A 24,865-nucleotide genomic window follows, 5' to 3' on the forward strand; every position below is an offset into this window, starting at 1 on the left:
GCTAATGACAGCGCAATTTGAACATATTTCCGTACTAATGGACGAAACCATCGAAGGTCTAGCAATTAAGCCAGACGGTATTTATATGGATGGTACATTTGGCCGAGGCGGACATTCTGGACAAATCTTGGCGCGCCTTGGTGAACATGGTCGATTACAAGCTATTGACCAAGATCCACAAGCGATCAAGTCTGCCGAAAAGTTTGCCGATGATAGTCGTTTTGCCATTGCCCATACTCGCTTTTCTAATCTATACGAAGTGGCAGAGCAAAACGATCTATTAGGAAAAGTAGATGGCATTTTATTAGATATCGGTGTGTCATCACCACAACTAGATGATGCCGAGCGTGGTTTTAGCTTTATGAAAGATGGCCCGCTTGATATGCGCATGGATCCTACCAGCGGCCGCAGTGCTGCGCAGTGGTTAGCTGAAGCCGAGCTGGAGGAGATTGTTCATGTGATCAAAACTTATGGCGAAGAAAAATTTGGTCGTCGTATTGCACATAAAGTGCTTGAAGTGCGAGCACATACGCCGATTACAACAACTAAGCAACTAGCTGATTTAGTTGACGAAGCAGTGCCAGTAAAAGACAAATTCAAACATCCTGCGACGCGTACTTTCCAAGCTATTCGTATTTATATCAACAGTGAATTGGAAGAGATTCAAACGGCATTACAAGCTGCGCTGGGTGTACTAAAGCCCGGTGGTCGGTTAGTGGTGATTTCGTTTCATTCACTAGAAGATCGTATTGTTAAACAGTTTATTAAAAAACAGAGTAAGGGAGTGGCATTACCCAGAGGTCTGCCTTTAACTGATGCACAAATAAATAAAAATCTGACGTTAAAGGCAGTGGGTAAAGCTATTAAGCCAAGCCAAGCTGAAGTTGACCGCAACCCACGTTCACGCAGTTCAGTACTTAGGGTGGCACAGAGGTTGGGATGAAGCCTAAAGCGAATCATCGACAACCCAATTTATTTTTAGAAATAATCAAAGGCCTAGGAGCTAATAAGCTAACCTCGGCCTTGTTGGTTGTGATATTCGCATCAAGTTTGAGTGTGGTGCAGGTCACTCACTTTGCTCGCCAAGAGCTGATTGAGCAAGATCAGTTGTTACAACAGCGAGATGAACTCGATTTAGAATGGCGTTACCTATTAGTTGAAGAAGAGTTTTATTCGCAACATGCACGCATTGAAGAAATTGCTATCGAGCAACTTCAGATGAAACGGTCCACAAGCCAAGACGAACAGGTGATAGTACTACCATGAGAAGTAGAGGGAAAAAACCAGTTAATAGTTTGATCACATGGCGTTTTATGCTGGTGTGCTCTGTGGTGCTGCTGGTTTTTGTTACTTTAGTTTCTCGTGCTGCTTATTTACAAGTTATCGAGCCTGATAAAGCCCGTTCAGAAAGTAATAAACGTACTGTGCGCGTGGAAAAGTTGCATGTGCAACGCGGGATGATTTTTGACCGTCATGGTAAAGAACTTGCAGTTAGTGTGCCTGTGGTAAGCGTGTATGCGGATCCTAAAGCATTGCATAAATCATTGCGTGCTAAAGTGCTCAAGCAAGCGCGTAAAAATGGCGAAGATGAGAATGCTCTTGCAGAAAATACCGCGCTACTTGAACAGCGTATTGCGTTGTACTACAAAAATGATTTGCGTTGGCGTGAACTTGCCGACGTACTGCGTATTGAACCGAAAACAATCAATGGTCGCTTGCGGGATGATGCCAGTCGCCGCTTTGTTTATTTAAAACGCCAAGTAACCCCTGCCGTTGCCAATTATATTGGCGACTTACGTCTGCCTGGTATTCATCTATTAGATGAATCAAAACGCTATTATCCTGCCGGAGAAGTTACCGCACATGTGCTTGGTTTTACTAATATTGATGGCAAAGGTATCGAAGGCATAGAGAAGCTTTACGAAAACGCATTAACTGGCGTTGAAGGTCGTCGCACAATTCGCAAAGATGCACAGGGTCGTGAAGTTGAAGTGCTTGATGAACGTGAACGGATCGAGCCTGAAAGTATTCATTTAAGTATTGATCAACGCATTCAAGCGATTGCTTATAAAGCAGTAAAATCAGCAGTTCTAACCTACAAAGCAACGTCTGGCTCTGCGATGGTGGTCGATGTGAAAACTGGTGAAGTGTTAGCGATGGTTAACAGCCCGTCTTTTAATCCAAATAATTTAAATGATGCAGCCCCGCATAAACGCCGAAATCGAGCGATCACGGATTTGTTCGAACCAGGTTCAACCGTTAAGCCTCTAGCCATATTAGCTGGGTTAGACTACGGCTCAATCCAACCGGATGATAAAATTGATACTTACCCAGGCTGGATGCGCATTGGTGGTACGTTAGTTACAGACTCGCGTAACCATGGTGAAATGACCTTACGTGAGATTTTAAAGTACTCCAGTAACATGGGGGTGACAAAAATAACGCAAGATGTACCGAAGGATTACTTTGTTGGCTTGTTCCAAAAGGTTGGCTTTGGTTCAGATACAGGCACCGGCATGGTTGGTGAAAGTAGTGGCTTGTTTTATCCGAATCGACGTTGGTCTGACCATGAAATTGCAGCACTTTCTTTTGGTTATAACGTTGCTGTAAGCACCGCACAAATGGCGCGTTTTTATGCCATGTTAGGTGCCGGCGGGATCAATAGACCATTGACCATCCTCAAGCAAGATTCAATCCCTGAAGGCGAGCGTGTTTTTCAACAAAAAGATGTTGAAGCGGTTGTGCATATGATGGAAAGCGTTTTTGAAGAAGGTGGTACAGCGAGCCGGGTAAAAGTTGATGGTTATCGTGCTGCGGGTAAAACGGGTACCTCTAAAAAAGCTGCCGCAGGTGGTTATGGTGATGAGTATGTAGGTTACTTTACTGGTATAGCACCTGCGAGTAATCCACGTTTAGCTGTTGTTGTAATGATCAATGAGCCCGGTGGAGATGTTTATTATGGCGGTGCAACTGCAGGACCAGTGTTTGCAGAAATAATCTCCAATGCGTTAAGAATTTTAAACGTGGCACCAGACAAAGGCTCGGTTGCCTACGTGAAGGGCATAGATGATGATGCGTGATTTAAAAATAATTTTACAACAAATAGAAGTAGCAGCAACAAGCTTATTAGTAAGGCACTTACGTTTAGATAGTCGAGATGTAACCCCTGGGGATGTCTTTGTAGCAATTAAAGGTCATCAATTAGATGGCGGACAATTTATAGATAAAGCGATTGCAAATGGTGCTGTCGCAGTAATTGCAGATCGTTTATGTGAGTTTGAATGTGATTTTGAGCCGCTTTATTTAATTTCCGATTTGAATAAGAAATTGCCCGCATTAGCGAGTCATTTTTATCAGCAACCAAGTAAACAATTAGATGTGGTGGGTGTTACTGGCACCAATGGTAAATCAACTACCACTGCGATGATTGCTCATTTAGCTAAGTTTTGCGACACCCAATCAGCGATTATCGGTACGCTTGGGTATGGGCAACCAGAAAGTTTAACTGAGTTAATCAATACCACACCGTCTTGTGTTGATTTACAAAGAATATTAGCGCAACTTGCCACTGACAATAACAAACTGGTGGCGATGGAAGTGTCATCACATGGTTTGGTACAGCAGCGTGTTGCGAAAACGCACTTTAAAGCTGCTGTGTTTACCAATTTATCGCGCGATCATTTAGATTACCACGGTGATATGGCCAGTTATGCCGATGCAAAGTTAATGCTAATGCGAGATTTTGACGCGCAGCTGGTGGTACTAAATCAAGATGATAACCAAGTAGAGCAATGGTTAGAACAATACGATTTTAATAACTTAGTGTGTTATGGCCATAAAAACTTGCAGCCAAAAGGTGCTAAGTTTGTGTACTTTACTGATGTTTCTTACCATAAAACCGGTATATCGGCACAGTTGACTACAAGTTGGGGTGATATTGCTATTACCTGTCCGCTGTTTGGCGAATTTAATTTATATAATTTAGCGGCTGCAATCGCAACTTTACTTGGTTTAGGTTACCCATTAGATCAACTGGCAGCCGGTTGTGCAAGCTTGCAACCAGTTGCTGGACGCATGCAAGCATTTAGCGCGCCAAACCAACCAACCTGTATTGTTGATTATGCTCACACGCCAGATGCGTTAGCTTTAGCATTGCAAGCATTGCAACAACATGTGCCCGGTGGCGTAAATTGTGTATTTGGTTGCGGCGGAGACCGTGATAAAGGCAAGCGACCAATGATGGCCCAAGCGGCTGAGCAAAATGCTGATAAAGTAATTATTACCAGTGATAACCCGCGTAGCGAAGAGCCATGGCAGATCATTAAAGATGTTGCTGCTGGTTTAAGCCAGCCTGACCGTGCGCACTTAGAAGCTGACCGTGCTCATGCTATTGCCTTTGCAATAGATAACGCAAATGCCAATGACGTAGTGCTTATTGCAGGTAAAGGCCATGAAGATTATCAAATAATTGGTACGCAACGGATAGATTTTTGCGATCGTAAATTTGTCCAGCAGCACTTACAACAAAAGCAAAAGCTAGACCCACAAGAACAACAAATAAGAGGATCGCAGTTATGATCCCAATGGATTTTGATTGGCTAGCAAATGTGCTAGCAACTGATTATCAAGGTGATAATCAAACAGTAAAAAATATTAATACCGATACTCGCACCGTATGCGAAGGAGAAGTATTTTTAGCCCTACAAGGCCCTAATTTTGATGGCCATCAGTTTTTACAACAAGCGAAAGACAAAGGCGCAATAGCCGCTATTGTTAGTCAAAAAGTTGCCGTTGATATTCCACAGTTTTTAGTTACTGATACGCGTATTGCGCTAGGTGAAATTGGTGCTGCGGTAATGGCCAGTGTGGCACCAAAAACTATCGCAATTACAGGTAGTGTCGGTAAAACCACAGTAAAAGAAATGTGCGCAGCTATTTTAGCTCCTCACGGTGAAGTACTGTCTACCAAAGGTAATTTTAATAATGATATTGGCGTGCCATTAACCTTGTTACGCCTAGAACCGCAGCACAAATATGCGGTCATTGAGCTTGGCGCTAACCATATTGGTGAAATTGCCTATACCACGGCGATGACTAAGCCCGATGTTGCCGTTGTTTGTAATGTGGCAGCTGCACATATTGAGGGTTTTGGCTCTCTTGCGGGTGTAGCAACGGCTAAAAGTGAAATTTACGATGGTTTGAAAGAGCATGGCATTGCGCTAGTTAACTGTGACAGCGAATTCAGTGATGGTTGGCTTACTAAGTTACAAGGGCGCAGTGTAAAACGTTTTTCAAGCACTGAACAACTAGATATTTGGGCAGAAGAAGTCAGTCTCGATGAGCAAGCTCATGCTTCTTTTTATATTTGTACCAAGCAGCAGCGAGTACCCGTTAAGCTTGCATTACCTGGTCGTCACAATGTTACAAACGCCCTTATAGCAGCTGCATTAACCTGTGAATTTGGCGTTAGTCTTGAGGCGGTGGCAACGGCACTAGCAACCATGGCTGAAGTAAAAGGCCGAGTAAACATTATTCAAGTCAATGAAACACTAACCGTGATTGATGACACTTATAATGCCAATGTGCAATCGGTTAAAGCCGCGATTGATTTACTTAGTGATATACAAGGTCAGCGTATTTTAGCGTTAGGTGATATGGGAGAACTTGGTGAAGAAGCTGCGCTTTATCACCAACAAGTTGGTACCTATGCCAAACAACAAGGTATTGATGAGTTGTATAGCTTAGGTGTATTGAGTCAATACGCCAGTGATGAATTTGCTAAACCACAGCGGCATTTTTCAAGCCGCGAGGAACTGTTGCAACAATTACAAGCACAGTTAACTGACTCAGCACAAAAAACCACCATAGTCGTGAAGGGATCACGCAGTTCTCGCATGGAATTATTAGTACAAGATTTAGTTAACAGCCAGCAAACTGGCCGCAATGGAGTATCTCAATGTTAGTTTGGCTGGCTGAGTATTTAACACAATATTACAGTGCATTTAATGTGTTCTCGTATTTAACCGTTCGCGCTGTATTTGGTATTTTAACGGCATTATTAATTTCATTGTATTTTGGGCCTAAGTTGATCCGTGCTTTGCAAAGAATGCAAATTGGTCAAGTGGTTCGTAACGATGGCCCGGAGTCGCATCTATCGAAAAAAGGCACCCCAACCATGGGAGGCTTGTTAATTTTAGCGTCTATTTTTACCAGTACTTTGCTGTGGGCTGATTTAGCGAATAAATATGTATGGGCTACCTTGTTTGTGATCGGCTCATTGGGAATTGTGGGCTTTGTTGATGATTACCGTAAAGTGATCCGCAAAGATCCAAAAGGGTTAATTGCTAAATGGAAGTATTTTTGGCAGTCAGTGATTGCCTTAGTGGTTGCCTGCGCATTATTTTTTACTGCTAATCATGCCAACGAAACATCATTAGTAGTGCCGTTTTTTAAAGATGTATTACCGCAGCTAGGTTTGTTTTACATAGTTATGACTTACTTTGTAGTGGTGGGTACGTCAAATGCTGTGAATCTGACCGATGGCTTGGATGGTCTGGCCATTGTACCGACTATTTTAGTGGCAGCAGCACTGGCTATTATCGCTTACTTAACAGGTAACGTGAATTTCTCAGCTTACTTGCATATTCCACATTTACCATTGGCCAGTGAGTTGGTTGTGGTATGTACCGCCATTGTTGGTGCCGGATTAGGCTTTTTATGGTTTAACACTTACCCAGCACAAGTATTTATGGGTGATGTTGGTTCATTAGCGCTTGGTGGAGCATTGGGTATTATTGCTGTATTAGTTCGCCAAGAGTTAATTTTAATCATTATGGGCGGTGTATTTGTGATGGAAGCACTGTCGGTTATCTTGCAAGTTGGCTCTTATAAATTACGTGGCCAACGGATTTTTAGAATGGCACCAATCCATCATCATTACGAATTAAAAGGCTGGCCTGAGCCACGAGTTATCGTGCGTTTTTGGATAATTTCTATCGTGCTAGTGTTAGCTGGCCTAGTAACATTAAAGATCAGGTAAATGACGTATTTAAACGAGATGAAAAACAAACATATTACAGTGCTCGGACTCGGTGTAACCGGTCTGGGCATTGTGCGTTTTTTATTATCTCAAGGTTTAACGCCTAATGTAGTTGATAGTCGCCAATCACCGCCCGGTTGTGATTGGTTACAACAACATGCGCCAAATTTAACGACGCAGTTTGGTAATTTGGCAACTGCACAGCTTGAAAGCGCTGATATGATCATCATCAGCCCCGGTTTAAGTTTAACACTTCCAGCAGTTGCACAAGCAATGCAAGCGGGTGTTGAAGTGATTGGTGATATTGAGTTATTTGCTCGTTTAACAGACAAGCCGGTGGTGGCTGTAACAGGCTCTAACGGTAAATCGACTGTCGTTACGTTGGCTTATGAAGTATTGAAAACGGCTGGCTATAAAGTCGGACTTGGCGGAAATATTGGTACTGCCGCACTGGATTTATTAGCTGATGATTTTGATGTTTACGTATTAGAGCTATCGAGTTTTCAGCTCGATACGATGCACAGCTTAAAACCGGTTAGCGCTACGGTACTTAATGTGTCGGAAGATCATTTAGACCGTTACCCGAGCTACCAAGCCTATATTGATTCAAAACAAACGATTTATGCTAATGCCGCGCTGGCTGTAGTAAATAAGACTGACCCAGCAACGTATACACAAACAATGCCGCAATTAAGCTTTGGCTTAGAAAATGCGGATTATTGTTTAATGACGTATCAAGGTGACAGTTACTTTAGTTATCAAGGCAAAGCTCTATTGCCTGTTAGTAGCTTGGCCGTAGTTGGTCGTCATAATCAGCTAAATGCGTTAGCGGTTATGGCATTATTGAGCCCATTTGATATCAGTGCTAGTCAGTTTGCACAAGCTTTTAGCCAATTTACTGGCTTGGCGCATCGTTGTCAGTTTGTTGCCGAGCAAGCGGGGGTTAAATATTTTAATGACTCTAAAGCTACGAATGTCGGGGCCACCATTGCGGCGATAGAAAGTTTAGCCGATCAGGCCAAGCAACTAGTGGTGATTGCCGGAGGCGATGCCAAAGGCGCCGATCTCGATAGCTTAAAGCCGTATTTACAACAGCAAGTTAAAGCGCTTATTTGTTTTGGTAAAGATGCCAAAGCACTGGTTGCGTTGACTGACAAAGGCCACTTAACAGAAAATATGCAGCAAGCGGTGATGCTTGCCAAGCAACTTGCCACTGCGGGCGATATTGTGTTGCTTGCACCTGCATGTGCCAGTATAGATATGTATAACAATTATATGCAACGTGGTGAGCACTTTAGTCAATGCGTATTAGCGGAGGCAGTATGATTGCTTTAGCTAATATTCGTGACACCCTGACTCCTAAGCCTTCGGCGCAGTTATACGATGTGCCACTGTTATATTGTGTGATCATGCTAATTGGCTTGGGGTTTGTGATGGTGACGAGTGCGTCGATGCCGACCGCTGATCGCTTATTTAACAATCCCTATCATATTATTATTCGCCACAGCATGTTTTTGGCGATGGGCTTTGTGCTGTTTTGGATCACCTGCTGTGTACCAATGACTTGGTGGAAACGCTCGAATCCTTACTTATTACTGTTTGGCATGGCGCTACTGATAGTGGTGTTAATCGTTGGGCGTGAAGTGAATGGCGCAAAACGTTGGATCCCAGTAGGTCCGGTGGGCTTTCAGGTTGCTGAAGCGGCTAAATTATTCTTTTTCAGTTATATCGCCGGTTACTTAGTGCGTAAACGCGAGGAAGTTCAAGAAAATATCAAAGGCTTTGCTAAGCCAATCGCGGTGTTTGCAGTTTACGCATTGTTGATTTTATTACAGCCCGATTTAGGCACTGTGGTGGTGATGTTTGTAACTACCGTAGGCTTATTGTTCTTAGCTGGGGCTAAGTTATGGCAGTTTTTTGCCTTGATATTAACAGGCGTAGGCTTAGTCGTATTGCTCATTATTGTTGAGCCATATCGGATGGCGCGGGTAGTCGGTTTTCTAGAGCCATGGGATGACCCATTTGGTAAAGGCTACCAGTTAGTACAATCGCTGATGGCATATAGCCAAGGTGGTTGGTTTGGCCAAGGTTTAGGTAATAGTGTGCAAAAATTGCAATATTTACCTGAGGCCCATAATGACTTTATTTTTGCGGTGATTGGCGAAGAGTTAGGTTTTATCGGTATCGTCAGTATTTTAATGGTGTTTGGTACTTTGGTGTTTAGAGCACTGTTAATTGGTCAGCAAGCACTTAAATGTGGCAAAGAATATGAAGGTTACTTTGCATTCGCAATAGGTATTTGGTTTGCATTTCAAACCATGGTTAATGTGGGAGCGAGTGCCGGTATTTTGCCAACCAAAGGTTTAACCTTGCCGTTTGTATCTTATGGTGGCTCAAGTTTACTTATCATGACTATTGCGGCAGGTATTTTATTACGCGTGGATTTTGAAACCAAAATGGCCACTAAACAAGCAACATCCGGTGGAGGCAAGCGATGAATAAAAAATTAGTCGTTGTTGCTGGCGGTACTGGCGGGCATATTTTTCCCGGCATAGCTGTGGCTGATCACTTAAGGCAACAAGGTTGGCAAGTGAGTTGGATTGGCACTGCTGATCGAATGGAAGCGCAGGTTGTACCAAAGCATAATATTGAGATTGATTTTATTAATGTTAAAGGTGTACGTGGCAATGGCCTTGCACGTTTAGTAAAAGCCCCTTTTATGGTGATTAATGCCATATTACAAGCACGCAAAGTATTGAAAAAACAACAACCTGATGTTGTGTTAGCAATGGGCGGCTATGTTACTGGGCCGACTGGCATTGCCGCAAAAAGCTTAGGTATACCACTGGTGATCCATGAGCAAAATGCAGTTGCCGGTATGAGTAATAAGTACTTAGCCAAGTTTGCCAATAAAGTGTTGGCTGCATTTCCGCAAGCATTTGCCTCTGGATACAGTGACGTGGTTGGTAATCCGGTACGAGCCAGCGTAGCAAATGTGGCAATGCGGGAAGTATCAAGTCCGGTTAATGTGTTGGTCGTTGGTGGCTCGTTAGGTGCGCAGGTGCTAAACCAAACTTTGCCAGCAGCATTTAAACAGCTCAGTGAAGAGTTTCAGATCAATACATGGCATCAAACCGGTAAAGGTCATTTAGGCTCAGTAACACAGGCATATCAGCAGCAAGGTTTTAGTGCTGAACAAGCTAAGGTGGCTGAGTTTATTGATGATATGGATACCGCTTATAGCTGGGCAGATATTGTAATTTGCCGCGCGGGGGCGTTAACCGTAAGTGAGATAGCTGCTGCAGGAAAAATGGCCGTGTTTGTGCCGTTTCCGCATGCGGTTGACGATCATCAAACTGCGAATGCAAAATTTTTAGTTGATGGCAATGCGGCATTATTAATGCCACAGGGGCAGTTCAATCAACACAGTATTGTTGAACTATTACGCCCGTATTTAGCCAAACCAGCATTAATCAGTGAACTTGCAGGCAATGCTAAGCAATTGGCGACACTAGAAGCTACTGCCAATGTCGCATGGCATTGTATGGATGCCGCAGGTGTCCCCTTGTCAGCGCTGCAAGTAACAGAAAAAAGAGATAATTAAGTGAAACAAATGTCAACACACAAGAGCACTCGCCCGGCAATGCGCCGAATTAGCACTATCCACTTTATTGGTATTGGTGGCGCAGGAATGGGCGGTATTGCCGAAGTACTCGCATTTGAAGGATATCGTATTACTGGCTCTGATATTGCCCATAGTGCAATGACCGAACGTTTGATCCAAGCTGGCGCTGAAGTGTTTATTGGCCATCATCAAAGTAATGTTAAAGATGCCAATGTAGTGGTGGTTTCAAGTGCAATTGATGAAACTAATCCTGAGATTATTGCTGCTAAGGCGGCACGTATTCCGGTTGTGCGTCGTGCAGAGATGTTGGCCGAGCTAATGCGCTTTCGCCACGGCATTGCTATCGCGGGTACTCATGGTAAAACCACCACCACTAGTTTGATCGCGAGTATTTATGCTCAAGCTGGGCTGGATCCAACCTTTATTATTGGTGGTTTACTTAATAGTGCGGGTAGTAACGCAAAGGTCGGTAAAAGTGATTTTTTAATTGCTGAAGCTGATGAGAGTGATGCGTCATTCTTGCATTTGCAACCTATGGTATCGGTGATCACTAATATTGAAGAAGATCACATGGATACCTACGGCGGTAGCTTAGAAAAAATGAAAGACACTTATGTGGATTTCATTCATAACCTGCCTTTTTATGGCCTTGCTGTGGTGTGTATCGATTCAGAAGTGGCAGCTGAGCTTATTCCGCGATTTGGCCGTCCTGTGATCACTTATGGTGAATCGGGCGACGCCGATTACCGCATGACTGATTTTAGCCAAACGGCAAATACCAGTCAGTTTAAAGTGCGCACTAAGCAAGGTGATGAATTAACTGTGCATTTAAATATGCCAGGTAAACATAATGCATTGAACGCCACTGCAGCGATTGCTGTTGCAAAAGATCAACAAATAGCTGATCACGCGATTTTAGAAGCATTGCAACAGTTTGAAGGTATCGGACGTCGTTTTCAGCATTATGGCGATTTTGAAAACGAACGTGGCAAAGTAATGCTGGTGGATGATTATGGTCATCACCCTTCAGAAGTTGCAGCGACTATAGCGGCAATTCGCCAAGGCTGGCCTGATAAACGCTTAGTAATGATTTATCAACCACATCGCTTTACTCGTACTCGTGATTTATATGAAGACTTTGTAAAAGTGTTAGCCGATGTTGATCAGTTATTATTGCTTGATGTATACGGCGCTGGTGAAGAGCCAATTATTGGCGCAGACAGTAAAAGTTTATGTCGTAGCTTACGTCAACGCGGTAAAGAACCACTGCATGTTGCAAGTAGCTCTGAACTAGCTGGAGTATTAGCTGATACGTTACAAGATAATGATTTAGTTATAACCCAAGGTGCTGGTAATATTGGTCAATTAGTAAAAACACTCGCGGCGACATCGCTGTCGATTGAGCAACTTAAGCAGGTAAAGGTATGACGCAATTAAACACACAGTTTGGCAAAGTGGCAGTGTTGTTTGGTGGACACTCAGCTGAGCGCGAAGTATCACTAAAATCAGGCCAAGCGGTATTGAACGCATTACAAAATGCGGGCGTTGATGCAATTGGCTTTGATCCAAAAGAGCAACCGTTATGGCAATTAAAAGAACTCGGCATTGAACGAGTATTTATCGCCCTGCATGGTCGCGGTGGTGAAGACGGTACTATTCAAGGTGCACTTGAGTTTATGGGGTTGCCATACACTGGCAGTAACGTATTAGGCTCAGCATTGGCGATGGATAAAATACGTTGTAAGCATTTATTTAAATCTGCGGGCTTGAGCACTGCGCCTTATGCGGTGGTGGATAGCAAACGTGGTTTTGATGCTACAGCGATAATGAATGAACTGAAAAAAGTGATGGTAAAACCGTCGCACGAAGGTTCTAGCATTGGTATGGCGCAAGCAAATAATGCGCAAGAGCTTGAAGCTGCTTTAGCCGAAGCGTTTAAGTTTGACAGCCAAGTGCTGGTTGAGCAGTGGATAACAGGGCGCGAATTTACAATCACTGTACTAGGCGATGAGGTACAGCCAGTAATTGAAATGACCACCCCGAATGGTTTTTATGATTACCAAGCAAAGTATCAGTCAAATACCACGCAATATCATTGCCCAGCAGACTTATCAGCTGGCGATACCACGCATTTACAAGCAATGGCTTTAGCGGCATTTGATCTGGTGGGTGCCAGTGGTTGGGGTCGTGTTGATGCAATGCAAGATGCAGACGGTAACTTTTATTTGTTAGAAGTAAACACAGTACCAGGAATGACTGAAAAATCGTTAGTGCCAATGGCTGCTAAAGCAAATGGTGCAAGCTTTGAGCAATTAGTTGTTCGCATTTTGGAGCAAACGCTTTAATATGCATCCCTTTTTGGAAAAAGCGCAACAATTAAAACAGCAACTCAATTGGTCGTTAATCTTTGGTGTGAGCTTTTTCCTTATTGTAGTTTTTAGCTTAGTACAAATAACCAGCGGCGTTAGACAGTGGTTGGTGGAAAATAAAGATGCGCAGATAAAGCATTTAGCGGTGTTGGGGAAACCTCAATATACGGACGAAAAAGCGATTATTGGCGCGATTAAAAAAGCTGACTTATCGAGTTTTTTTGATTTAGATGTTAAACATGTTCAACATTTGGTTCAAGAGCTGCCATGGGTTGCTACTGCATCGGTACGCAAGCAGTGGCCAGATACATTACAAGTGTATGTGGTAGAGCATCAGGCCGTCGCAGTGTGGAACAGTGATTTATTACTTAACCAAAGCGGTGAAGTGTTTCAAGCTAGCAGTGCGAAGCTCAGTGACGAGCTGCCACAACTTTATGGCCCTGAGGGCAGTGAGTTTGAAGCTTGGGGAGCTTTCAAGCAGCTTGATGAAATGCTTAAGGTCAATAGTTTTAAGTTAACCAGTCTTGCATTGTCAGAGCGATTTTCATGGCAGTTATGGCTCGATAACGGTATTCGCCTTAAATTAGGGCGTAAAGAAAAAGCTAAACGGGTACAGCGGTTTATAGATGTTTACCCGCGGATGGAAAAACGTGCAGATGCACAAGTAGATGTAGTGGATTTACGGTATGATACCGGCCTTGCAGTGAGCTGGAAGCTCCTGGAAGAAGCGCAATTACAAAATAAGAGTAAGGCATGACTAAGTCAGCAGAAAGAAACCTAGTGATTGGATTAGACGTTGGCACCTCAAAAGTGGTGGCCACGGTTGGTGAAATCACCGCAGATAACAAACTCAGCATTGTTGGGGTTGGCAGCCAAGTGTCCCATGGTATGGATAAAGGCGGCGTAAACGACCTTAACTTGGTGTCGGAGTCTATTCGTCGTGCAATCGATGAAGCTGAACTTATGGCTGATTGCCGTATTAGCTCCGTGTATTTGGGGATCTCAGGTAAACATATTCAGTGCCAAAACGAAAGTGGTGTTGTGGCAATTAATAACACTGAAGTGACTGATGAAGACATTGAAAATGTTATTCATATTGCGCGCTCTGTGCCTATTTCAGCCGAACGTAAAATGCTGCATGCGCTGCCGCAAGAATATAGTATCGATATGCAAGAAGGGATTAAAAACCCGCGTGGTATGAGTGGTGTACGAATGGAAGCCCGTGCTCACATCATAACTTGCTCAAACGATATGGCGAAAAATATTGAAAAATGTGTTGAGCGTTGTGGTCTTGAAGTTGACCAACTGATTTTCACCGCATTAGCGTCGTGTTATTCGGTATTAACCGATGACGAAAAAGAGCTTGGTGTTGCGGTACTTGATATCGGTGGCGGTACGATGGATATCACTATTTATATCAATGGTGCGTTGCGCCACTCTGCAGTTATTCCTGTAGCGGGTAACCAAGTTACTGGCGATATTGCAAAAATATTTCGTACACCGATATCCCATGCTGAATCACTCAAGGTACAATATGCCTGTGCAAGTAGCCAAATGGCCAGCAGCGAAGAAACTATTGAAGTGCCTAGTGTAGGCGGGCGACCAGCGCGGTTAATGTCGCGTCATACCTTATCTGAGGTGGTTGAGCCACGTTTTAGAGAATTATTTGAATTAGCGATGGAAGAAATTCATCGTTCAGGATTAGCAGACCAAATTGCAGCAGGACTCGTCATTACTGGCGGTAGTGCTAAAATGGCTGGCGCGATGGAAGTGGCTGAAGACATTTTCCAGATGCCAGTGAGAATAGGCAAACCTATAGGGATAGTTGGTTTGACAGATTATGTAGATGACCCTTCATATGCAACGGCGGTTGGCTTATTACAATATGGCCGCACAATGCAATCGATGAATGCACAAAAATCGAAACCTGAAGGCGATAATAATTGGTGGAACCGCATAACGAAGTGGTTTCAAGGCGAGTTTTAATACTCAAGTCGGAGAGTAAACATGTTTGATATAATGGAACAACACAGCGAAGAAGCTGTTATAAAAGTAATAGGCGTGGGCGGCGGCGGCGGTAACGCTGTTGAGCACATGGTTAAGCAACAAATTGAAGGCGTGCGTTTTATTGCCGCTAATACGGATGCTCAGGCATTACGTAACTCATCAGCAGATATTACGGTGCAACTAGGTACTCAGATCACGTCTGGGCTAGGTGCGGGTGCAAACCCTGATGTAGGTCGTAAATCAGCAGAAGAAGACGCCGATACTATTCGTGCCAGCCTTGAAGGTGCTGATATGGTATTTATCGCAGCGGGTATGGGCGGTGGTACTGGCACAGGTGCTGCGCCTGTGGTTGCCAAAATTGCTAAAGAGTTAGGTATTTTAACGGTTGCTGTAGTGACACGTCCGTTTGACTTTGAAGGTAAAAAGCGCGCAGCAGCGGCTGAACAAGGTATTAACGAATTGTCAGAAATTGTAGATTCACTTATTACAATTCCTAACAATAAATTGCTTAAAGTTTTAGGCAAAGGGACTACACTATTAGACGCATTCGCTAAAGCTAATGATGTATTATTTGGTGCCGTGCAAGGTATTGCGGAACTAATTACTCGTTCTGGTTTGATTAACGTGGATTTCGCCGACGTACGTACAGTAATGTCAGCCATGGGTACTGCGATGATGGGCACAGCGTCTGCATCGGGTCCTGATCGTGCGCAAGAAGCTGCAGAAGCTGCAATCTCAAGCCCACTACTTGAAGACGTTGATTTAACTGGCGCGAAAGGCATCCTAGTTAACATCACTGCAGGTATGGATATCGCAATTGAAGAGTTTGAAATTGTTGGTAATCACGTTAAAGCATTAGCATCTGAAAATGCGACTGTGGTGGTTGGTGCGGTTATTGACCCTGAAATGACTGATGAACTACGTGTAACTGTAGTCGCTACAGGTTTAGGCGGCGATCGTCGTCCACAGTTTGGTATTGTCGATAACGGCTTTAAAAAAGCGTCAGGTTCTGATGTTAGCAGTTCAACAAACCAAACTAGCAGTATGTATGTACCAAGCTTTGCAAGCCAAGGTAGTGGCGATGAAATGACTGCTGCTCCAGCGATTGAAAAGCATGAATCGAGCAAGACAACGCAAAGCAATAGTGGTTTATCTAAAACTAATGATAGCGGTAAAAAGTCTAATAAATCAGAAGGTGGCGATTATTTCGACATCCCTGCATTTTTAAGAAAACAAGCAGATTAAGCAAAAAGGTAATTGTTTTTGTTTGAAAAGCGAACGAATTTGGCAGCTGGTCGTATATGTGATATAATCGGCGGTCTAACTGTAACTATAAGTGAGCGAAGCTATGATTAAACAGCGTACCATTGCAGAGATAGTCAAAGCCATAGGAATTGGACTTCACAAAGGTGAGAAGGTCACTATTACTCTCCGACCTGCGAGCGCAAATACTGGGATAGTATTTCGTCGTGTCGACCTTGATCCGGTTGTTGATTTTGAAACAACACCTGAAGCCGTTGGCGATACGCAATTATGTACCTGTTTAACTAATAAAGATGGCGTTCGCTTATCTACGACTGAGCACCTTATTGCTGCGGTAGCGGCAATGGGTATCGATAATTTGATCGTTGAATTAGATAGCTCAGAAGTACCAATAATGGATGGTAGTGCATTACCATTCATTTATTTGTTACAAAAAGGCGGCATTGCAGAGCAGAATGCGGCTAAGCGCTTTATTCGTATTAAAGAAAAAGTACGTATTGAAGAAGGTGATAAATGGGCCGAGATTGAACCATATGATGGTTTTCATATCGACTTTGAAATTGCTTTCGATCATCCGGCAATCAATGAAAGCCGCCAACGTATCGGTTTAGATATTACGGCACAAAGCTTTACGGAAGAAATCAGCCGCGCACGTACTTTTGGCTTTATGAAAGACATTGAATATATGCATGCTAATAACCTAGCTTTAGGTGGCAGCATGGATAACGCCGTGGTATTGGATGAGTTTAAAGTACTTAATCCTAACGGTCTGCGTTATAGCGATGAGTTTGTTAAGCATAAGATTCTAGACTGTGTTGGTGACATGTTTATGACAGGCCACAACATTTTAGGAAAAATTACAGCTTATAAATCAGGCCATGACCTGAACAATAAGTTACTTCGTAAAATTATGGCGACTGAGTCAGCATGGGAATGGGCAACATTTGATACCCCAGTATACATGCCAGCACCAGGTTTAGAAGTAGCCACAGCTTAATCGCAAACGCTTAAAACAGTTATAAAAAATGACGCTATCTAGCGTCATTTTTTTGTTTAAATATTGCGGTTTAGTTTTTTAATGTTATACCAATCGTGTTAAGTTACTGACCATTTATAGCGACAGATAAATGGAGTGATAACAAGGCGTAAATTTTGACATGTAGTTGTTCTACTTAAAAAATTATAACGCAGTTAGCGCTTTATTTAGCTCGCTAGAATGGTTAAATATTTAAGTCGATTGGTATTAAACCTTTTTACAATCCTAACAGCTGTTGTAACTGTACCAGCTCAGTCACTTGGTATGTTGGTTCAATGCCTTCTGGCAGAACTGTGTTGGGATGCTGTAGCCAGCAGGTATCAATCCCGGCATTTTGGCCACCTAAGATATCACTGCTTGCGGTATCACCGACCATTAAGATCTGTTCTTTTGGTGGATTACCTAACAGTTCAAAAGTGTGATAAAAAATTTCTGCGGCTGGTTTTGCAATTCCCACTTGCTCAGAGATAACTAAACAATCAAACATCTCTTTTAATCCGGTATGCTCTAAGCGGCGTGCTTGTAGCTGGGTAAAACCATTAGTGATAATGCCTAATTTAGCATGCGGTTTTAGTTTATTTAGCAGTTCAATAGCGCCAGGTAATGGTTCGCAGATCTCAGCCATGGCAGTTAAAAAATTATCATTAAGCTGTTGAGCTGGAACATTGAGCTTATTAGCCCACTCACTAAATCGAGTAACTTGTAGGTGAGTAGCGGAAATAGTATTGTTTTGATACTCAAGCCACAACGGTTTATTTGTTGCTTGATAATGACTGTAATCAGCGTCATTAAAATCTACGCCATAAACTGCAAACATTCTTTTTAAGCCTGCATAGGCATTAAAGCTAAATAAGGTTTCGTCGGCATCAAATAAAACATGGGTGTACTTCATTAAACTTCCTTAGAGTAAAGCGCGGGGTGAAGAAAAGGCGCCATAGCGAGTGTCAGCGCTTGCGTATAGGTACTTTCTCGGGTGGCATGATGATTAGTTAATAAACCAATAGCACCGCCTTGCTGTTTGATATTGGTAGTATTAAATGCGTTATCCATTACATCGCCAAGTTCTTTGCCTTGCAATAACGCATTATACAGGCTTGGGGGTAAAGGAAGGTTACTACTACGACCGATAGCACGTTGTTGGTTATCAGCAACGACTACAAATGCAAAGGTAGCGGGGCCGTAGCTAAATTGCTCAGCACCACCTTCCATTGCAACATAAAAATCAGCTTGGTAATGCTGTTGGCAATACAAGACACGATTTTGTGCGCCTATTCGTGTTTCATCTTCACCTATTGGCTGATCAGGTACTTGTGAAGGTGCATCAACTCCTTGACAATCAATCGTCATATCAGGGTAATAGAGAGAGAAAATACTGCGGGCAGCATTTATTTTTACCGGATTTTTGGAACCGACGAGAATGCGTAATGGCTCTGTCATGCTGACATCTCCTTTTATGATGAAGTCAGCAGTTTACATAAGCTATGTATTTCAGCAAGCGTATTTCTTAAATAGGCAAATCAACGGGGGCTAATTCGGCAAGCGCACGCTTTTTAAGGATAATATCTTTGATAAGTGGGGTTAATACTAACTCCATAGCGAGTCCCATTTTTCCGCCAGGGACCACTAAGGTGTTGATCCTCGACATAAAGCTGCCTTCGATCATACGTAGGTAATACGGAAAATCGACGTCATCTATGCCACGAAAACGAATAACCACAAAGCTTTCATCAAGGGACGGAATATCTTTTGCGCTAAATGGGTTTGAGGTGTCAACGGTTGGCACGCGCTGAAAGTTTATGTGAGTACGTGAGAACTGTGGCGTAATGTGATTAATGTAATCATCCATACTGCGGACAATTGAGCCCATAACAGCTTCGCGAGAGTGACCACGTTCAGAGGTGTCGCGGATTAACTTTTGGATCCACTCAAGGTTAATGATAGGCACCATACCAATTAGTAAATCAACATGCTTAGCTACATCATGATCTTCATCGACAACACCGCCATGCAGTCCTTCGTAGAATAAAATATCGGTACTGCTTTCCAGTTCTTGCCACGGAGTAAAGGTACCTGGTAGTTGATTGTATGGCACGGCTTCGTCAAAGGTATGCAAATAACGACGTAATTTACCTGCTCCAGTATCGCCATAGGTGCTGAACAAACCTTCAAGGGCTGCAAAGTCATTAGCTTCACGACCAAAGTAACTAATGTGTTTACCTTCTTGCTGCGCTTCGCGAACTTTTTTATCCATCTCAGGACGAGTATAGCGATGAAAACTGTCGCCCTCTATAAATGCGGCCTCAATATTAAGACTACGAAATATATGCTTAATAGCACTTGTCGTGGTGGTAGTACCCGCACCAGATGAACCAGTGATCGCAATAATAGGATGTTTAGCTGACATAATTTTTCTCGTTTTAAGTAGCTCTGTAGTTATAAGGCGTAGTAAGGGGGTAGGTCAAGTGACATATCAATAACAGACTTGGGAATAACTATAAAATAGCGCTATTATAAGGGCGATAAAAATAATTAGAGAATGATATGAAATTGACTTTACCTTGGCTAAGTTTTGTTGCCACCCTTGCAGTTACCCCTAATAGCGTTTTAGCTGCGATGCCGAAAAGCGAAATTTTACTTGCTAAACTTAACACAGAATATGGGTTACAAGTAAGCCGTATCACTAATAATGATGTTTATAATAATCAGCCTTTACTTACCAAAGGTGGTATTTATTTTACCCAAGAAGTGCAAAGTGATGGGCAAAGTCAAACAGATCTAGCTTTTTATGATTTTACCAATAAGCAAGTAACTAATTTAACAAATACTGCTGTGAGTGAATACTCGCCGACTTTAACACCTAATGGTAAGGCACTGTCAGCTATCGTAGTTGAGGCGGATGGTAAGCAAAAGTTATGGCAATATCCGTTTGACGATAATGTTAAACCAAGTCGTATTTTTGAGTGGATAGAACCAGTTGGTTATCATGCCTGGGGCGCCAAAAATGATATGGTGATGTTTATTTTAGGCGAACCACATACTTTACAATATACTCAGGTTGCTGCAGCGAAGCCAAAAGTGGTTGCTGAGCATATTGGCCGTACGTTGACATTTAACCATGCATTAGCTGCCTATACATTTAGTTATAGCAAAGCGCAGCAGCACTGGTTAGCAAGTTATGATCCGCAAGAAAATACCGTCACTGACCTCTTTCGTTTACCGCAGACGGTACAAGATTACGCATTTAAAGACGCTAATACGGTCATTTATGCGGTCGATAATCGTGTTTACCAGCGCCAGCTAAATAGCCCTGAACAGGTCTCGCTATGGCTTGATTTAACGCCTTTCTGTGACACCAATATTACCCGTATGAGCTACTTAAATGATCAACTCGCTTTTGTCTGCGTTAAATAACTATAATATAAAACTTTGCAGGTTCTTGGCTGTGCTGTAGTTTACAGCTAAGAGCTTAATGAAAATCAAGGATATCCATGTCAGCTAGTCCAGAGCAAATCAACGAGCAACTTATTGCATTAGATTGCCGTAGTAATTTTAGAATTAAGAATATCACTGAATATATGTTACCTAAGTCCAAAGAAGCAATTTATCTGCATATAGAAGGTGGCCAAGCTAAGCTTGTGCTTCGTCCTGCACTGGAAGTCTTTAGTGATGATTTTAATAAAATAGCAGGCGTTAACCGCATTAGCGGTTTTTTTCATAGTAGTGAAATGACACGGTTTCCAACGCGTATTTTTAAAAGCACGAATCCAATACATTATGGAATAGGTTTTAAAATGACCAGCGTTGAAGGAGCAAAAGAGTTTATTTCTCAGCTAGTAAAAATTATCAATGGATAAATAACGCTGTTGATAAAAAACGGCAAGCCAATGGCTTGCCGTTTTTGTAGATATATACCCAAGCCACCTCAAGATGCGAGTTTCAGTTGGAATTAAAAGCGATTTAGGCAAGGCATTGATTGCAAAGAATGGTGATTCCCTTGTTAAAATCAATAACGCAGTATAAATCGCTTTTAAACCAACCCCTTGGGCGTTTCACAGGCACTTACTCTCATCGTTGTTCCTTCTTAAAAGGGACTGTCTTGCAAAGTAACGCCTTGATATTAAGCACCTGTGAAACGCTGAATTCTGCATCTTGAGATGGTTTGGGTATAAATTAACGTTTTAAGAAACTATTAACTGAAGCTAGTTCACGTTCTTTAAGTGCAATACAATTATTTACGCTTTCTTCAAGCTTGCTTAAGGTACGGGCATAACCTGGCTCATCAGCAATTTTGCTCATAAAGAAAGTTTGCGTTTTTGCTAAGCTGCTGGCGCTACAACCTGAGGTGGTAAAGTTAGGCAGGTTAGGTACGAAGAAAGGTGGCAAGTTTGCAACTACCTTATCGTAATTCGCGTATATCCATTCAATAAACAAAGCTTCACGGGCTTTCGTGTAAGCCTGTCCTGACATAATCGTACGCATGTCAGATGCAGTGACATCGTCAGTTAAGCTGTAATTTAATACCTTAGTTTGTAGCTCTGGCGTGCCAAAGTAACTCATAGCCGCTAGCATTTTTGTACGCACTTGCGGATCTTTGGTAGTTTTAAAGGTATTTATATATGCATCGAGTAGGTTTTTATCACCATGGAATGCGGCTAAGTTTAAGTAGATTGACGCAAGGTACGGATCAACTTTTTCTGGGTTATTTAAGTAAACACGGGCTTGTGCCTTGGCGGTATTGATCACACTTTGATCTTCACCATCAAAACCTAAACGCGCAACTACTTGAGTACGTAATTGCGAGATTGCAGCATCTTCTTTAACTTTTGCAGTTAAACCATACTGTTTAGCTGCAGGCATGATGCTTTTACGAATAAATTCAGGCCACAGGTCTTGGTTGCTTTCATCTTCAAAGGTACGCTTTTGTGCGGCTAAATAACCCAAAGCGGTATTAGCAACGCGTGGGTGTTTGTCGCTTACAAAAACTTCTAGTGTTTGCATTAAATGTGCAGCAGAAATAACACCAGCATCTAGTAATGCATCAGCGGCAGACAATAACGCTAAACGTTCTCGTACTGTCAATGACTGTGCGGCGTTATCAATCAATGCAGCAAATTGTTTGTCATCCATCACCCAGCGGTAATAACCTAAAGCGCCTTGATCTGGATAAATCCACTCAGGTTCAAATTCAAGTTCAACAGTTTGATTGGCTTTAGTTAGTAATACATTGGCAGTTTTAACTTTATCGCCAGCACCGTATTTTATTGCAACTGGCACATTCCAAAGCTGTGCAGGAGCATCAACGCCCGCGTTAGTAAAGCGGCTTTGATTAATGGTAATCGTTTTACCTTGCTGAGTTACTTTGATCAGTGGGAATGAAGATTGTTCGATAAACGATTTTAAAACCGCTGCCACATCTTTATTTGATGCTTTACCAAGGGCTTGCCATAAGTCGGCTGCTTCGGCGTTTTTATACGAGAACTCTTTTAAATAAGCACGAATACCCTGCTGGAAAGCCTCTTCGCCAATCCAGTTTTCAACCATAGCTAATACCGAGCTGCCTTTGCTATAAGCTAAGCCTAGGCCGTCCATAATATCGGCTTCGGTTTTGATTGGTTTACGAATTGGCTTAGTACTTAAACGAGCATCTAACGCCATAACGTTATTTTGCGGCAGGTCTAAATGTGATTCAAATTCAGGGTTAAGCTGGGCTGTGATTTTAGCAGCCATCCAGCTTGCAAACGCTTCATTTAGCCATAAGTCATTCCACCATTTCATGGTTACTAAGTTACCGTACCACTGGTGAGCAAGTTCATGAGCGATGATAGATACATTACGTTGTTTTTTATTGCGAGTCGCTGTAGCCAAATCAAGCAGCAAAATATCTTCACGGTAGGTAACTAAGCCTGCGTTTTCCATGGCACCGAATGGAAACTCTGGAACAGCGACTGAATCTAGTTTTTTATAAACGTAAGGAATACCAAAGTAGCCTTCAAGCGCGGCCAATACTTTTGGCATTGCTTGCTCGGCATATTCACCTAAGTGAATTTTACCTTGTGGCGTGATCACACGACCTGGAATTGGCATGCCTTTGACTTCACGCTCCTCAAATGGACCGACAGCCATGGCCACTAAGTATGAAGGAATTGGCGGTGTTTTATCAAAAAAGTGAGTGGTCATATCGCCATTAACGGTCGTTTTTAACTCAGGTGTATTGGCATACACTTTTTGAGAGCTAGGTGCTGTAATCGTTAATTGGAATGGAATTTTATAACTTGGTTCATCAAATACAGGGAATGCGCGGCGGGCATCGCTCATTTCAAATTGGGTAAATAAATACGGCACACCCTGATCTAAGGTTTTATACAGGCCAACACTTTGGCGATTATAGGGGGCAGTGAAGTCGACTTTAAGCGTGTATTTACCTGGTTGAATTTGCTCATCGCAGCTAAATTTTACTTTACCTGTTTTTAGCATTTCAGCACTTAAGTCACAGTTTTCTGCCCCAAGCAGTTTTGCCATTTGCGTTGCGTAAGCAACACCATTTAGCTCGATATAGTTAGTTGGCTTAAGTACTTCAAGGGCGATTTCGGTCATACCGCTAAAGGTTTCTTGAGCTGGATCAAGCGTTAGAGATACGTGTTGAGAACTTGGTTTTGCGAGCTTTTCTAGGACAAACTCATTAGCATGAGCTGAACTTACTGCAACGGCCACACTGAGTGTGAGTAGGCTTTTAATAAACATAGATATCCCTGATATTTTCTTGTTAGAGTTTTGTGCTCAGTTATCGTAACAGTTTTTAAGCAGTGAGTAATGAGCTAGTTGGTAACAAAGTTTGTCAAATGGTGTGGCGCTGATTAAAGCGGTGCCAATCAATGTGCTGGTTGATCACGCGTATTTGTTGGCAGATCTGATTAAGGGTGATTACATCGCTAAATTCAGTCAATTCATATTCATTAAAACCCAGCAGATAATTAAAAGCATCTTTATTGCCTGCTTGAATTGCATAAATGCGGATTTGCTGCTCAAAATTGAGCCTGAGACTGCTGACAGCGGTTTTCATACCAAGTTGATCGATATTGGGAATATCACACTTTTGTAAGTAGCCGGCACGCTCTCCTTCACCAGAGAACCAAATGCGAACTTTCTCGCTATAGCGACCTGACTTAGATGGTAAGTCAAACAATAGGCGATTGTATCCTTGTTGTTTAACTGCTGCGATATACTCGTTTAAGCCAGCATCAAAAAGTGCTTGATGGATAGGCACAATACGGGCTTTTATTTTACCGTGGGTATGGAAATGAAAACAAAGGATCTGTTGATGTTCAACAATATCGCACAGTTGTAAATGGCCAATTTCATCACTGTAAGCTCCGCTGTAATAAGCGATTAAAGGGAGCCAAAAATGCCAGTGTTTCGGCTGTTCGCGAGGTAAGCGTTGATCACCATATATATAGCCATGGTAAAGCGTATGTAATTCCATAGCGGAAAAAGGGCGGCGACCAAGATGGGACTTCAACGTAATACCC

Annotated in this window: 22 protein-coding genes; 17 read left to right on the top strand and 5 right to left on the bottom strand. The window is 42.6% G+C overall.

The features are described 5' to 3' along the window. Positions 1 to 4 precede the first annotated feature (4 nt). The 15 genes from rsmH (at position 5) to lpxC (ending at position 17,300) form a co-directional block, all read left to right on the top strand. A complete protein-coding gene (rsmH, locus tag H5162_RS11695; protein WP_182760322.1) occupies positions 5 to 943 on the top strand; it encodes a 16S rRNA (cytosine(1402)-N(4))-methyltransferase RsmH in 939 nt (312 codons plus the stop codon). After that, the gene (gene ftsL, locus H5162_RS11700; RefSeq protein ID WP_145236863.1) at positions 940 to 1,266 is read left to right on the top strand and encodes a cell division protein FtsL; all 327 of its coding nucleotides are present in this window, start codon (positions 940 to 942) and stop codon (positions 1,264 to 1,266) included. Before rsmH ends, ftsL begins: the two co-directional genes overlap by 4 nt. After that, positions 1,263 to 3,080, top strand: a complete 1,818-nt coding sequence (locus H5162_RS11705; RefSeq protein ID WP_182731646.1) for a penicillin-binding transpeptidase domain-containing protein — start codon at positions 1,263 to 1,265, stop codon at positions 3,078 to 3,080. The genes ftsL and H5162_RS11705 overlap by 4 nt, the downstream gene beginning before the upstream one ends. After that, a complete protein-coding gene (gene murE, locus H5162_RS11710) occupies positions 3,073 to 4,578 on the top strand; it encodes a UDP-N-acetylmuramoyl-L-alanyl-D-glutamate--2,6-diaminopimelate ligase (protein ID WP_182778632.1) in 1,506 nt (501 codons plus the stop codon). Before H5162_RS11705 ends, murE begins: the two co-directional genes overlap by 8 nt. Further along, positions 4,575 to 5,963, top strand: coding sequence for a UDP-N-acetylmuramoyl-tripeptide--D-alanyl-D-alanine ligase (gene murF / locus H5162_RS11715; RefSeq protein WP_182778591.1), 1,389 nt, complete (start codon positions 4,575 to 4,577; stop codon positions 5,961 to 5,963). Before murE ends, murF begins: the two co-directional genes overlap by 4 nt. Continuing rightward, positions 5,957 to 7,039 carry a phospho-N-acetylmuramoyl-pentapeptide-transferase gene (gene mraY / locus H5162_RS11720; RefSeq protein ID WP_145236872.1) on the top strand — a complete coding sequence of 361 codons (1,083 nt, stop codon included), beginning with the start codon at positions 5,957 to 5,959 and terminating at the stop codon, positions 7,037 to 7,039. The genes murF and mraY overlap by 7 nt, the downstream gene beginning before the upstream one ends. Then, on the top strand, positions 7,040 to 8,365 hold the full coding sequence (murD, locus tag H5162_RS11725) for a UDP-N-acetylmuramoyl-L-alanine--D-glutamate ligase (protein WP_182778593.1): 1,326 nt from the start codon (positions 7,040 to 7,042) through the stop codon (positions 8,363 to 8,365). Beyond that, complete coding sequence (gene ftsW, locus H5162_RS11730; RefSeq protein ID WP_182718050.1) at positions 8,362 to 9,537, top strand: cell division protein FtsW; 1,176 nt, start codon at positions 8,362 to 8,364, stop codon at positions 9,535 to 9,537. Before murD ends, ftsW begins: the two co-directional genes overlap by 4 nt. Beyond that, the gene (gene murG, locus H5162_RS11735; RefSeq protein WP_182778595.1) at positions 9,534 to 10,643 is read left to right on the top strand and encodes an undecaprenyldiphospho-muramoylpentapeptide beta-N-acetylglucosaminyltransferase; all 1,110 of its coding nucleotides are present in this window, start codon (positions 9,534 to 9,536) and stop codon (positions 10,641 to 10,643) included. Before ftsW ends, murG begins: the two co-directional genes overlap by 4 nt. Positions 10,644 to 10,652: 9 nt before the next feature. After that, entirely contained in the window at positions 10,653 to 12,092 is a 1,440-nt protein-coding gene (gene murC / locus H5162_RS11740; protein WP_259398216.1) for a UDP-N-acetylmuramate--L-alanine ligase, read from the top strand. Beyond that, on the top strand, positions 12,089 to 13,009 hold the full coding sequence (locus H5162_RS11745; protein ID WP_149980616.1) for a D-alanine--D-alanine ligase: 921 nt from the start codon (positions 12,089 to 12,091) through the stop codon (positions 13,007 to 13,009). Before murC ends, H5162_RS11745 begins: the two co-directional genes overlap by 4 nt. Before the next feature lies 1 nt (position 13,010). Next, the gene (locus tag H5162_RS11750; RefSeq protein WP_182735144.1) at positions 13,011 to 13,790 is read left to right on the top strand and encodes a cell division protein FtsQ/DivIB; all 780 of its coding nucleotides are present in this window, start codon (positions 13,011 to 13,013) and stop codon (positions 13,788 to 13,790) included. Beyond that, positions 13,787 to 15,019, top strand: a complete 1,233-nt coding sequence (gene ftsA, locus H5162_RS11755; RefSeq protein ID WP_145236894.1) for a cell division protein FtsA — start codon at positions 13,787 to 13,789, stop codon at positions 15,017 to 15,019. The genes H5162_RS11750 and ftsA overlap by 4 nt, the downstream gene beginning before the upstream one ends. Positions 15,020 to 15,040: 21 nt before the next feature. Next, positions 15,041 to 16,285: a cell division protein FtsZ gene (gene ftsZ, locus H5162_RS11760; protein ID WP_182731641.1), complete on the top strand. Its 1,245-nt coding sequence runs from the start codon at positions 15,041 to 15,043 to the stop codon at positions 16,283 to 16,285. A 103-nt stretch (positions 16,286 to 16,388) separates the two neighbouring features. Next, positions 16,389 to 17,300, top strand: coding sequence for a UDP-3-O-acyl-N-acetylglucosamine deacetylase (gene lpxC, locus H5162_RS11765; protein ID WP_182718054.1), 912 nt, complete (start codon positions 16,389 to 16,391; stop codon positions 17,298 to 17,300). Positions 17,301 to 17,556: 256 nt separating this feature from the next. On the opposite strand, the gene yjjG is transcribed toward lpxC, so the two are convergent. The 3 genes from yjjG to H5162_RS11780 form a co-directional block, all read right to left on the bottom strand. Further along, positions 17,557 to 18,231 carry a pyrimidine 5'-nucleotidase gene (gene yjjG, locus H5162_RS11770; protein ID WP_182778598.1) on the bottom strand — a complete coding sequence of 225 codons (675 nt, stop codon included), beginning with the start codon at positions 18,229 to 18,231 and terminating at the stop codon, positions 17,557 to 17,559. Continuing rightward, positions 18,231 to 18,776 (bottom strand): inosine/xanthosine triphosphatase, encoded by a 546-nt coding sequence (yjjX, locus tag H5162_RS11775; protein WP_182731640.1) that lies wholly within the window; start codon positions 18,774 to 18,776, stop codon positions 18,231 to 18,233. Before yjjX ends, yjjG begins: the two co-directional genes overlap by 1 nt. A gap of 67 nt (positions 18,777 to 18,843) precedes the next feature. Continuing rightward, the gene (locus H5162_RS11780; RefSeq protein WP_145236910.1) at positions 18,844 to 19,743 is read right to left on the bottom strand and encodes a phosphoribulokinase; all 900 of its coding nucleotides are present in this window, start codon (positions 19,741 to 19,743) and stop codon (positions 18,844 to 18,846) included. Positions 19,744 to 19,880: 137 nt separating this feature from the next. On the opposite strand from H5162_RS11780, the gene H5162_RS11785 reads away from it, so the two are divergent. Next, a complete protein-coding gene (locus H5162_RS11785) occupies positions 19,881 to 20,750 on the top strand; it encodes a hypothetical protein (RefSeq protein ID WP_182758747.1) in 870 nt (289 codons plus the stop codon). 77 nt (positions 20,751 to 20,827) lie between these two features. Next, entirely contained in the window at positions 20,828 to 21,193 is a 366-nt protein-coding gene (locus tag H5162_RS11790) for a hypothetical protein (RefSeq protein WP_182778600.1), read from the top strand. Positions 21,194 to 21,509: 316 nt separating this feature from the next. Here the strand turns inward: H5162_RS11790 and H5162_RS11795 are convergent, their stop codons facing one another. Further along, entirely contained in the window at positions 21,510 to 24,080 is a 2,571-nt protein-coding gene (locus H5162_RS11795) for a M1 family metallopeptidase (protein ID WP_182731637.1), read from the bottom strand. 94 nt (positions 24,081 to 24,174) lie between these two features. Next, a complete protein-coding gene (locus tag H5162_RS11800; RefSeq protein ID WP_182778602.1) occupies positions 24,175 to 24,855 on the bottom strand; it encodes a hypothetical protein in 681 nt (226 codons plus the stop codon). Positions 24,856 to 24,865 lie beyond the last annotated feature (10 nt).

This window comes from Pseudoalteromonas sp. SR41-8 (assembly GCF_014163915.1).
Lineage (GTDB): Bacteria > Pseudomonadota > Gammaproteobacteria > Enterobacterales > Alteromonadaceae > Pseudoalteromonas > Pseudoalteromonas rhizosphaerae.